Source organism: Photobacterium halotolerans DSM 18316 (assembly GCF_000425165.1).
Taxonomy (GTDB): domain Bacteria; phylum Pseudomonadota; class Gammaproteobacteria; order Enterobacterales; family Vibrionaceae; genus Photobacterium; species Photobacterium halotolerans.
Genome location: NZ_KE384319.1, coordinates 251,102 through 263,203, shown reverse-complemented (window position 1 = coordinate 263,203; position 12,102 = coordinate 251,102). Strand labels below are relative to the sequence as shown.

At 48.2% G+C, this 12,102-nt stretch carries 8 protein-coding genes; 5 read left to right on the top strand and 3 right to left on the bottom strand.

The features are described from left to right. Positions 1-163 precede the first annotated feature (163 nt). The 4 genes from H511_RS25115 (at position 164) to H511_RS0110515 (ending at position 4,250) form a co-directional block, all read left to right on the top strand. Positions 164-289 carry a hypothetical protein gene (locus H511_RS25115; RefSeq protein WP_272926480.1) on the top strand — a complete coding sequence of 42 codons (126 nt, stop codon included), beginning with the start codon at positions 164-166 and terminating at the stop codon, positions 287-289. A 283-nt stretch (positions 290-572) separates the two neighbouring features. Then, positions 573-2,396: an FAD/NAD(P)-binding protein gene (locus H511_RS23140; protein WP_051288065.1), complete on the top strand. Its 1,824-nt coding sequence runs from the start codon at positions 573-575 to the stop codon at positions 2,394-2,396. Further along, on the top strand, positions 2,386-3,588 hold the full coding sequence (locus H511_RS0110520; protein ID WP_027252253.1) for a YbfB/YjiJ family MFS transporter: 1,203 nt from the start codon (positions 2,386-2,388) through the stop codon (positions 3,586-3,588). Before H511_RS23140 ends, H511_RS0110520 begins: the two co-directional genes overlap by 11 nt. 14 nt (positions 3,589-3,602) lie before the next feature. Then, entirely contained in the window at positions 3,603-4,250 is a 648-nt protein-coding gene (locus H511_RS0110515) for a glutathione S-transferase family protein (RefSeq protein WP_027252252.1), read from the top strand. Positions 4,251-4,310: 60 nt separating this feature from the next. On the opposite strand, the gene H511_RS0110510 is transcribed toward H511_RS0110515, so the two are convergent. From H511_RS0110510 to H511_RS0110500, 3 genes are all read right to left on the bottom strand, one after another. Beyond that, entirely contained in the window at positions 4,311-5,000 is a 690-nt protein-coding gene (locus H511_RS0110510) for a SanA/YdcF family protein (RefSeq protein ID WP_420028971.1), read from the bottom strand. Positions 5,001-5,209: 209 nt separating this feature from the next. Next, positions 5,210-6,898, bottom strand: a complete 1,689-nt coding sequence (locus tag H511_RS0110505; RefSeq protein ID WP_027252250.1) for an NAD-dependent malic enzyme — start codon at positions 6,896-6,898, stop codon at positions 5,210-5,212. Positions 6,899-7,231: 333 nt separating this feature from the next. Beyond that, positions 7,232-7,699 carry a tellurite resistance TerB family protein gene (locus H511_RS0110500; protein ID WP_027252249.1) on the bottom strand — a complete coding sequence of 156 codons (468 nt, stop codon included), beginning with the start codon at positions 7,697-7,699 and terminating at the stop codon, positions 7,232-7,234. Positions 7,700-7,897: 198 nt separating this feature from the next. Between H511_RS0110500 and hrpA the strand changes: the two genes are divergently transcribed. After that, positions 7,898-11,821, top strand: coding sequence for an ATP-dependent RNA helicase HrpA (gene hrpA / locus H511_RS0110495; RefSeq protein WP_155804856.1), 3,924 nt, complete (start codon positions 7,898-7,900; stop codon positions 11,819-11,821). Positions 11,822-12,102: the final 281 nt, after the last annotated feature.

Here is a 12,102-nt window from a genome sequence, read left to right as displayed (position 1 = left end):
ACACAGGTAAAAAATTGCTTATATCTGGCTTGCGATAGCCGGTCTGGTCAATTATCTTCTGGAGTTTGGTCTTGGCGCTGGCATGAGCCGATTGACCACAGGCATTCAGTCAGCAGGCGATGAAACAAACATAAGCACAAGAAATAAGCTAGGTTAACGAACAATGACATCGACAAAAAAAGCCTTTAAGAAACGTATTCAGGAAGAAGCCCAGCAGCATTTGAGCCGCGTACGTATGAAGATGCTGGGACAGTACTCACTGCCTGACAAGGGTCAGCGCAAGGAATAAAAAGTCGGTTTTATCATTGAGATAACAGCATGGTTTCAGTGCCAGTGAAGCGTACAGCAACCCAGTCAGTTTGACTGGGTTGTTTTTTTTATTATCACCCCGAAGCCAGCGGATATGGTGCTGGTGTCTTCTACGCAATGGCAATCCTGGCCTTAACTGTCTTATCAATACTTGATGTTTACAAAAGCCAGCCAATTAGAGTAATTACTTGACACTTTGTTAACAACGTATGCACAATGTGGATATAAAAATTGTTGCTTAATTATTTGTTGAGGATACTGAGTTGTCTGTAAATAATGTTGGGGTTATAGGCGTGGGCCCTAGGGGGCTGGGTGTTGTTGAGAGGATTATTGCTTCGGCAATGAATAATATCGAAGCGGAAATTAATTTGTTGATATTTGATCCATATTTACCTGGGTCCGGGTGCCACACTACGGATCAACCTGATCATTTGTTAGTAAATACTGTTGCAGAGCAAATCACAATGTTTGCCGATGACTCTGTCGTTGAGGCGGGAAATATTCTCTCGGGGCCAACGTTTTATCAGTGGTTATGCGAGCAACGGCCTTCTGCAGATATCCCCGCTAAGATTCACCCTGACGGGTACTACTCTCGAAAACTGTTCGGACAATACCTTAATTGGGTATTTAATTATATTCTTGAATTTGCTTCAGTACGATTGAATATATCTTATCTTCCTCTCGAGGTTGTGGATATCGAAAAATATGAAGGTGGCTGGTCAGTACAAACAGAAGATGAAAATTGGCATAAATTAGATTATGTGTTTATTACAACTGGGCACACTAAGCCAGAGTTGGCAGAAGAACAAAGTGGTTTAGAAATTTGCGACCCTTACCCGATTAAAGAAAAGTTGTCAGAAATTCATCGTGGCGATACCGTTGCAGTGAAAGGCATGGGGCTGACAATGTGCGACATTATGGCAGAACTTACGGTAGGCCGGGGAGGGGAATTTTTCCGCTCTGACAACGGCAGATTAGCGTATGCCCCATCCGGGAATGAACCACAGCTCATTGCTTATTCAAGAACAGGCTTACCTTTGTCAGGCCGGGCGACTAACCAAAAGGGGGCTTCTGCTCAATATAAGGCAAAGTTTCTGACGGCGGATGTGGTGAGGAAACTTCGTGTTAAAGGCTCCATCGACTTCATACAAGACGTACTTCCACTCTTAATTAACGACATGGAGTACGCATATTATGAAGCATATGTGCGCGATAAATATGGAGCGATTGAATCACAAAAATTCTGTAACAGTTATTTCTTTTCACCTCCGGCGAAACGGGTTGAACTGATAAATAGAACAATTAAACCAGAAGACAGGTTTTCGTGGCAAAGATTAATTTCCCCAATTCCAATGAAAGTACTTTCCTCTAAAGAAGCGTACGGGAAATGGCTGCTGACTTTTATTGAAAATGATTTATTTGAAGCGCAGCGGGGAAATGTGAACAGCCCAATAAAATCTGCCAGCGATGTTCTGCGTGATCTGAGGGATTTAATCCGTGACACTATTGATTTCAAAGGATTGACGGAAGATTCTCACCGTTGGATTGATTCCGTGTTTATTCCTATTATGAACCGGATTGCTGTCGGCCCGCCCAAAGAGCGTTTGGAGGAGATGCTAGCACTTGCAGAGTGTGGAATATTACATCTGGATTTAGGGCCGGCGCCCAATGTTGCGGTGGATACTGAGAGTAACCAGATTGTGCTGCAGTCGACCGTCTGGCCTGAATATAAACGACGGGCTGATATTTTAGTCCATGCAAAAATTTCGATGCACAGTCCCAAAGACGATGGAACGCCATTATGGAAACAATTGCTCTCTAAAGGTTTTACGCGTTTATATTACAACGGTAAGTATCACCCGGGCGGGATTGATGTGACGAAAACAATGCAAGTGATTAGTCAGGATGGCAGTGTTCACGGCAATATGTGGGCACTTGGCATCCCAACGGAAGGCAATAAATTTTACACGTTTATTGTTCCAAGACCGGGTGTGAACTCCACGGCCATAGTGGATGCAGGAAAGGCTGTTAACCAGCTCTTTGCGTTGATGGCTGAAAATCGAAGAGCGCTTTCTTATGCAGAATAATTCGATATTCAACCGATACAGTTTCGCCGGGCTTGGGGCAACCCTGATTGGTAATGGCATTGGGCGTTTTGCTTATATCGCTCTGATGCCAGCTCTGATACAAGCCGGTTGGTTCAGGGTGGAAGACGCCACTTATCTTGGAGCGGCAACGTTAATCGGCTATATTTTTGGCGCACCGGCGGCCAATTTTCTGATCCGATATTTTACTGTCGGTCAGATTATCCGGGTTGCCATGCTGGTAAGCAGTCTCAGCTACCTGGGTTGTGCGGCTCAGGATGCCCCTCTCATGTGGTTTTACGTACTTCGTACACTGGCAGGCGTCGCTGGCGCCATGCTGATGGTGCTCGCACCGCCAGTTATTGTCAGAATGCACAGTGCTAAGGTCAAAACTCGCATCAGCGGCGTGGTGTTTTCCGGTATTGGGCTGGGCGCCATGTTATCCGGAACACTGATTCCGCTGCTTATCTATCACAGTGTTGTTTCTGCATGGGTAGGAATGGGGGTTGTGGCTTTTGTGACGACTGTGCTGACCTGGAATACCTGGGGAGCAACAGAGCCATTATCCGGCAGTCGTTCCGCGCCGGCAACTTTCCGGAATATGTCCAGGCCCCAGGGGGTGACAGTGCTACTCATCTTGCTGGCCTATACCTTTAACGCCATCGGCTATTTGCCTCACACACTCTTTTGGGTGGATTACATAGTGCGTGAGCTTGGTATGTCGTTTGTCAGTGGCGGGCTTTATTGGGCAACGTTCGGAATCGGAGCGGCAATCGGCCCTGTTTTAACGGGTTTTCTTGGTGATCATGCCGGAGTGAGGCGCTCGTTGTTAATTGCGTTTTCTTTGAAAGCACTGGGTGTTTCGCTTCCCTTAATCAGCAGTCACCCGTTAGCGCTGTTTTTCTCCTCTCTGCTGGTGGGTATTTTCACACCGGGCACGGTTACTTTGGTTTCGACTTATACACTGGAATCTGTGGGCTATGAACTGCATACCAAAGCCTGGAGCGCCATGACCCTGTCTTTTGCTATTTCTCAGGGAGTGGTGGGTTTTATCATGGCTTATTATGCTGCTCATCTTTCCTCGTACTATATTCTGTTTGCCGTCAGTGCCAGCGCGTTAGTCGTGTCAATTGCGTGTATCTTTTTCACGCCACCTCAGCAGGGAAGCGAACCTGTCTCGCAATCTGTATCCTAATCAAGGGAATGACTATGAAACTTTATTTGAATGAAACATCACCGTTTTCGAGAGTTGTTACTGCAACGGCATTATTGTCCGGGTGCGATGCTTTGCAATTGGTATGGGTCGATCCCTGGCAATCCCCCGACGAATTAGAGCAGGTCAATCCTTTTTGTATTATTCCTGCTCTGGCGCTGAATGACGGCGTCTCGCTCAGCGAAAGCTTATGTATCTGTCAGTATTTGATTGCAAAGTATCAACCGGAAGCCTTACTGGCCGTGGATAGTCAGAATGCCCTGGAGACTTCTGTGATGGGATTGGCAAAAACCATGATGGAGTCAGCATTCAGATCTGTGGCGTTAGGGCGTTTTGTTGAGGGGGACAATGAACTCAGCCGACGAGGGAAAACCGGACTGGTGAAAGCATTACAAAAACTGGAAGCAGAGGCAGGAAGCGCCGGAAAGGATGTACTGTTTCAGCCTAATCTGGCTACGCTTTACCTTCATGTTGCTGTGGAATATGTACAATTTCGCCATAGTGAGATTTTTCATGATGCAGCGGGCGATAATATTGCTTTCTTCCTTGCAAACTCCCCCTTCAAACAAGTGCTGCAGACAGTGAGTTTAGAACGATTAGCCACTAAGCCGGACTTTACAGCGCTCATCTCAGCGGGCGTTTAGCAGACAAAGTTACTGTATATACCCGGAAACAGACACATTGCTCAGGCAATGTGTCTGAACTCAGAGCGTGTTGATAAGAAGAGGGGATAAGGGTGCCGAGTAAGTCGGTTGCTCTGTCTGCTCAGGCGGCCCTTGCCGCAGAGGCGGTCTGGTAAAGATAGGCTCTTTGGGACCGGGAAAACGGGGTTGTTCGTTGAGAATGTACAGATCCAGTATGGCTTTCACTCTCGCAAGCACCTCCCTTAACCGAATTTTGAATCCGGCCAATCCGCGAGGCTCCGGAACGGCAAGACAGATGGCATTCAGGTTCTTGTGGCTGGCAATAAACAGCGCACGTTCACAATGGAATTGCTGGGTAATAATGACCAGGCTGTTGGCTTCAAACACATTCTTAGCCCGCATAACCGAATCCAGCGTCCGGAAACCCGCATAGTCGAGCACAATAACTTCGTCAGGGATCTCGGCTTTGAGTAAATCACGCTTCATTGTCCACGGTTCATTGTATGAACGGTGTGCATTATCACCACTTAAGAGAAAGATCTGGACCTTTTTCTCCCGGTACAACTTAACCGCCGCATCCATCCGGTAGTTGTAATAAGGATTGAGATTATGGGCTATGTATTTACTCGTTCCCAGTACCAGGCCAACGGTGCGGGCAGGGACTTGATCTATCCGGGTATAAATACGATCAGCCGTGGTCGCTGCTACCCATCTGTCGAGTATCAGAAAGAATCCGAACAGTACAATCATCAACATGACTGTATACCGCAGAAATGTAGGTAGCTTCATAGAGGCCCAAAACGCGAAAATAACGGTTGCTTAACGCCTTAAGTGTACCTTAATCCGTTGATAATGTTGTGTAAAAATCAGGTCATACTTGTTGTGAAAATCATCAGCATGACAGGTTGAAAAATAAAAAACCCGCCAGTGGCGGGTTTTTTCATCAAAAAAGCGAATAATTAGAACGATGTCCGCTTGTATCGGCGGTAACCCGGTTCCCAGAAGTTCGCATCAATTTTCTCTTTAATGCGCTCATCGGTGTTTTTCGGTGCCTTACGTTGTTCAACCGCTTTCTTCGCCACGGCGAAAGCAATATAGCGGGACACATTCTGAATATCTTCCAGCGGTGGCAGCAAAGCACCACGGCCGTTAATGGCTAAGGGGGAGCATTCCGCCAGCGCCCGGCTGCTTTCCATCAGCATTTCATCGGTTACGCGGCGGGCACCAACAGCCAGCACGCCCAGGCCAATGCCAGGGAAGATATAACTGTTGTTACACTGGGCAATCGGGTAGGTTTTACCGTTATAGACAACAGGTTCAAACGGCGAGCCTGTGGCAACCAAGGCCTGACCTTCCGTCCAGCGGATGATATCAGCAGGCATAGCTTCAACACGGCTGGTCGGGTTGGATAACGGGAAGATGATCGGACGTTCACAATGCTTGTGCATTTCACGGATCACTTCTTCACTGAACAGGCCCGGTACACCGGATACCCCGATCAGTATGTTTGGCTTGCCGTTACGCATTACGTCCAGCAGGGAAATATTGCTGTCGTCAGTTTCCCATTCACTGATGCTTTTACGTGTCTGCACCAGTTTTTTCTGGAAGTTCACCAGGTTTGGCATATCGTCCAGCAGCAGACCCCAGCGGTCTACCATGAAGACCTGGCTGCGTGCCTGCGAATCGGAAATGCCTTCAGACACCATCTGCGCGATAATTGCTTCAGCAATACCGCACCCGGCAGAGCCTGCGCCGAGGAAAGCAACACGTTGTTCAGACAGTTTACTGCCGGCCGCTTTACAGGCTGCCAGAAGGGAGCCCACGGTTACCGCAGCGGTGCCCTGAATATCATCGTTGAAACAGCAGACTTTATCTTTGTAGCGATCCAGCAGCGGCATGGCATTTTTCTGTGCAAAGTCTTCGAACTGGATCAATGCATCTGGCCAGCGCTGTTTAACCGCCTGAATGAAGTTATCGACGAAGTCTTCGTATTCTTTACCGGTAATGCGGGTATGACGCCAGCCCATGTACATAGGGTCAGACAGACGCTGCGGATTATTGGTACCCACGTCCAGTACAACCGGTAAGGTGTAAGCCGGGCTGATACCACCACACGCGGTATAGAGTGACAACTTACCAATTGGGATACCCATGCCGCCGATACCCTGATCACCCAGACCAAGAATGCGCTCGCCGTCAGTCACGACTATGACTTTGACATTATGGCGGGAAGCATTGTTGAGCATGTCTTCAATACGGTCACGGTTCGGATAGGAAATAAACAAGCCACGACCACGGCGGTAAATGTTGGAGAAGTTCTCACATGCCGCACCGACAGTCGGGGTGTAGATGATTGGCATCATCTCAGTGATATGGCTTTCAACCAGTCGGTAAAACAGTGTCTCGTTGGTATCCTGAATGTTGCGAAGATAGATATGCTTATCCATATCATTGTCAAATTTCAGGTACTGCTGATAAGCACGTTCTGCCTGTTCTTCAATAGTTTCAATCGCTTCTGGTAACAAACCTTCGAGGTTGAAGAACATTCGCTCTTCGACAGAAAATGCACTTCCTTTGTTAAGTAGAGGAGTTTCTAGCAGGGCCGGTCCGGCGTAGGGGATATATAGGGGTCTTTTATCGTCTTTCATGCAATAGACTCTGTTTTTGGCTGAAATTTTGGCATTTCTTCTTATTGAGGGCACATCGTAGACCTATCACTCGTCATATTCAAAGAGAAAGTTCAAAAATTTTGTTAAAATGATCAACATTTTCAACTTTTGTTGAATGTCTTATCGCTGAAGGAAAATGCGGGATAAAGTAAGGCATTATCAGGTGAGTCTGCTAACTGATAATGTGCTTACGCTGCCTGTTTGTGTTTTGATGAAGTATTTCACTGGATGAGCGGGTGATTATCAGAAATTTACCCCAAAATCACCCGATTTACATTATCTGCCTTCTGTATTAGGCCATCCATGAAGGAATTATTCGGAAGCGCCTGCCTGAGCGGACAGTTTGGCCTTGATGAAAGTGGCATGGTCAACATAGATCAGCTCTGCAACCTGGCGGATAACGGCTTCTTCCACCGGGTCTAAAATGCCGTCAGCAAAGGCGACCTGCCACATGGCTTCGATTAAGCGGTAACGCTCGTCTGCGGACAGTGAGCGCAGCTTGTTGGTGAATTCAAAAACCGACACAGACTGCTCGCTGCGGGTTTGAGCTTCGTGCAACAGGGCTCTGGCCTGTGCGTCATCCACTTCAAGCAATTTGACTAACAAGTGGACTTTGGCATTTTCCTCACTGGGATCCCGGCTGTGATCGGCATCGGCGACTTCACAGAGCAGTGAAGCCATCGCCAGGTGAAGGGATGGGGTATCGAGTGCACCATTGTCCCCACTGTCACTGCCTTCATTCATCACCTGACGAAAGAGTACGCGTAATTGCTGGAACATCATCATTTCCTTTCAACAGCCTCAGTCATACTTTTATCTTTGCAGTGCTCGCAGAAAAAATGCAAGGGATAGTTTTAGCCTGCCTGATGAAAGATAAACTATGTGTTAGAATCGCGGCAGTTTTATGATGCGTTTGTTCAGGTCTTCTGATGACTTGCATTCAGCCTGAACAACCAACTGATACAAGCAGGAAATCACTTGACTCAGTCTACAAAGTCTCCATCTGAGCGGACCGGGGTTCGCAATAATGAAAAAACCTTAAAAGCCGCGCTGAAAGATTGCCTGATCCGCGATCGTTTCCGTCTGCACAAAAGAGTGCAGGGCGCTGCAAAGATAAAGAATGAACAGGCTCGCCATGCGGTATTTGATGAAATCGCCATGGATATCGCACGTTCGATGCAAGCGGTAGAGATCCGGCGCAGCAGCTGTCCTCAGATCAGCTATCCCGAACAGCTGCCTGTCAGTCAGAAGAAAGAGGACATTGCAAAAGCGATCAGCGAGCATCAGGTGGTGATTGTCGCCGGTGAAACCGGCTCTGGTAAAACCACTCAGCTGCCTAAAATTTGTCTCGAGCTTGGGCTTGGCACCACGGGAACTATAGGTCACACTCAGCCCAGACGGCTGGCGGCGCGCTCAGTGGCGAACCGTATCGCTGAAGAGCTGGGCTGCGAGATGGGCTCAACCGTAGGTTACAAAGTCCGTTTTAACGATCAGGTATCAGACAAAACGCAAGTGAAGCTGATGACCGACGGTATTTTGCTGGCTGAAATTCAGAACGATAAATACCTGAGCCAGTATGACACCATCATTATCGATGAAGCCCACGAGCGAAGCCTGAATATCGACTTTATTCTGGGCTACCTGAAAAATCTGTTGCCGAAACGCCCGGATCTCAAGGTGATCATCACCTCAGCGACTATCGATCCGGAACGCTTTTCAAAACACTTTAACAATGCGCCGATTATCGAAGTGTCTGGCCGTACCTATCCGGTTGAAGTCCGTTACCGGCCGATCATGGATGACAGTGACGATAATGATCGTGATCAGCTGCAGGCCATTTTCGACGCGGTCGATGAGCTGTGCGATGAAGGCATGGGCGATATCCTGATCTTCATGAATGGTGAGAGGGAGATCCGCGATACGGCAGATGCCCTGAATAAGCGCAATATCAAACACACTGAAATCGTGCCTTTGTACGCCCGCCTGTCAGCCAGTGAGCAGAACCGGGTGTTTCAGTCGCACAGTGGCCGGCGCATCGTGCTGTCAACCAACGTGGCTGAAACTTCCCTGACAGTTCCGGGTATCAAGTATGTGATTGACCCGGGTACAGCCCGTATCAGCCGCTACAGTTATCGCACCAAGGTGCAGCGCTTACCGATAGAGCCGGTATCGCAGGCCAGCGCCAATCAGCGTAAAGGCCGTTGCGGCCGGGTAGCGGCAGGTATCTGTATTCGTCTGTATTCGGAAGAAGATTTCCTGTCGCGCCCGGAATTTACCGATCCGGAAATTCTGCGTACTAACCTGGCGTCGGTGATTTTGCAGATGACGGCGATTGGCCTTGGCGATATCCAGGCATTTCCGTTTGTTGAGCCGCCCGACAGCCGTAATATTCAGGACGGTGTGCGCCTGCTTGAAGAGCTGGGTGCGATGAACGCCAACGCCACTGACCCGCGTAAGCGCCTGACTGAAGTTGGTCGTCAGCTGGCGAAATTGCCGATTGACCCGCGTTTGGCGCGTATGGTGCTGGAAGCACCGAAACACGGTGCGCTGCAAGAGGTCATGATTATTGCCTCTGCCTTGTCGATACAGGACCCACGAGAACGGCCGACAGAAAAACAACAGGCGTCGGATGAGAAACACCGTCGCTTCTATGACAAAGAATCGGATTTCCAGACCTTTGTGAATCTCTGGGAGTACGTGAAAGAGCAGCAAAAAGCGCTGTCCGCGAATCAATTCCGTAAGCAGTGTAAAGCCGATTACCTGAATTATCTGCGCGTGCGGGAGTGGCAGGATATTTATTTTCAGGTGCATCAGGTGGTGCGTGAGCTGAAGCTGCGCCATAACGAGGAACCTGCCGATTATCAGGCAGTACATACCTCGTTACTGGCGGGGTTACTGTCGCATATTGGCCAGAAAGATCAGGAGAAGAACGACTATCAGGGCGCGCGCAACGCCAGATTTAACATCTTCCCCGGTTCCGGTATTTTCAAGAAGCAGCCGAAGTGGGTTATGGTGGCCGAGCTGGTGGAAACCTCCAAGCTGTGGGGGCGTATTGCCGCCAAGATTCAGCCGGAATGGATCGAACCGCTGGCACCGCATCTGATCAAACGCAGCTACAGTGAACCGCACTGGGAGAAAAAGCAGGCATCTGTTCAGGCCTTTGAGAAAGTCACCCTGTACGGCATTCCGATTGTGCCTAAACGCAAGGTCAATTACGGCAAGATAGATCCTGTGCTCAGCCGCGAGATTTTTATCCGCTCGGCACTGGTTGAAGGGGACTGGGAAACAAAACACAAGTTCTTCCATCAAAACCGCCAGTTATTGCGGGAAGTGGAAGAGCTTGAGCATAAATCCCGCCGGCGTGACATTCTGATCGATGACGATGCCCTGTATGAATTCTATGACCAGCGGGTTGAGCATACTGTGGTTTCCGGCCGGCATTTTGACGCCTGGTGGAAGGAGGCGTCCCGCAAAGACAACGATCTGCTGAACTTTGAACGCGAGATGCTGCTCAGGGGCGATGCGAGCCATGTGACTGAGCTGGATTATCCCAACTTCTGGCATCAGGGCGGTTTAAAACTCAAGCTGAGTTATCAGTTTGAACCGGGGGAAGACACAGATGGTGTGACGGTGCATCTTCCGCTGCCTGTATTGAATCAGGTGGAGCCGGACGGTTTTGACTGGCAGATACCGGGTTTGCGCCATGAGTTGGTGGTGGCTTTGATTAAGTCGTTGCCTAAGTCGTTACGACGTAACTTTGTACCGGCCCCTAACTATGCCGATGCGTTCCTGGCCCGGGTGCAGGCATTATCAATGCCTTTGCTGGATGCGCTGGAGAAAGAACTCAAGCGTATGACAGGTGTGACTGTACTGCGCGATGACTGGAATCTGGATCAAGTTCCTGAACACCTGAAAATCACATTCCGCGCTGTGGATCACCGCAACCGGAAACTTCGGGAAAATAAAGATCTGTACGCACTGAAAGACAGCCTGAAAGAGAAAGTACAGGAAACCCTGTCTAAGGTTGCCGATGATGATATTGAGCAGGATGGTCTGAAGACCTGGAGCTTTGGTGCATTGCCAGAGCGCTATCAGCAGAAACGTGGCGGGTTTGAAGTCAAAGCCTATCCGGCCATCATTGATAACAAAGATTCGGTCGGTATCAAGCTGTTTGAAACCGAAGAAGAGCAACGTACGGCCATGCAGCAAGGTCAGCGTCGTCTGATCCTGCTTAACGTGCCGTCGCCGATCAAATATCTGCATGCTAATTTGCCGAACAAATCAAAGCTGGGCCTGTACTTCAATCCGTATGGGCGGGTCATGGATCTGATTGATGACTGTATTGCCTGTGGCGTGGATAAACTGATTGAAGAAAAGGGCGGTCTGGTTTGGGATGCCGATGCGTTTGAAGCGCTGAAAGAGCATGTGCGGGCCGAGCTGGGAGATACGGTTGTCGATATCGCCAAACAGGTTGAAGCCATTTTGACAACGGCCTTCAATATCAGCAAGAAATTGAAGGGTAAAGTCGATCTGAGTATGGCTTTTGCGTTGTCTGATATCAAAGCCCAGATTGAAGGCTTAATCTTTAAAGGGTTTGCCACTGAGTGCGGCTGGCGACGCCTGCCGGATATCTTGCGTTACATGAAGGCGATTGAACGCAGAATGGAAAAACTGCCGATTGACCCGAACAAAGACAGAGTGCATATATTGAAAGTTGAGTCAGTCACTAATGAGTACAAAGAATTACTCAATAAGATCCCTAAAGGCCAGCCGATACCAGAACAGGTTAAGGAGATCCGCTGGATGATAGAGGAATTGCGTGTGAGTTATTTCGCTCAACAATTAGGTACACCATACCCTGTCTCTGATAAGCGAGTCAGAAATGCCATCGCTTCCTGTTAATGAAGTCGTTCATTTAAACTTCATTTAAAAATCATTAAAAATAAACAATTGGCGGGTTGATAACTCGCCAATTTTTTTATTGTTTTTTATATTTTTTATATGAGGGCTAATATAAAAACCCCTGACAGAATGATTGATACAGTACGTTATAAGTTTGGCTGTTTATTCATGATTCATGCTTATCTCATTGTTTTTATGAGCATTGAGTGTCTTCGGTTTTTATTAATTATTCATCTTCTCATTTACAGAGAATTACATCACTTCCACTTACAACACGCAAA

Bases quoted from the DNA above. Each gene is read 5' to 3' on its own strand.
- H511_RS0110520 (WP_027252253.1), top strand. From the start codon at position 2,386: ATGCAGAATAATTCGATATTCAACCGATACAGTTTCGCCGGGCTTGGG.
- H511_RS25115 (WP_272926480.1), top strand. From the start codon at position 164: ATGACATCGACAAAAAAAGCCTTTAAGAAACGTATTCAGGAAGAAGCC.
- H511_RS0110505 (WP_027252250.1), bottom strand. From the start codon at position 6,898: ATGAAAGACGATAAAAGACCCCTATATATCCCCTACGCCGGACCGGCC.
- H511_RS0110515 (WP_027252252.1), top strand. From the start codon at position 3,603: ATGAAACTTTATTTGAATGAAACATCACCGTTTTCGAGAGTTGTTACT.
- H511_RS0110500 (WP_027252249.1), bottom strand. From the start codon at position 7,699: ATGTTCCAGCAATTACGCGTACTCTTTCGTCAGGTGATGAATGAAGGC.
- H511_RS0110510 (WP_420028971.1), bottom strand. From the start codon at position 5,000: ATGATTGTACTGTTCGGATTCTTTCTGATACTCGACAGATGGGTAGCA.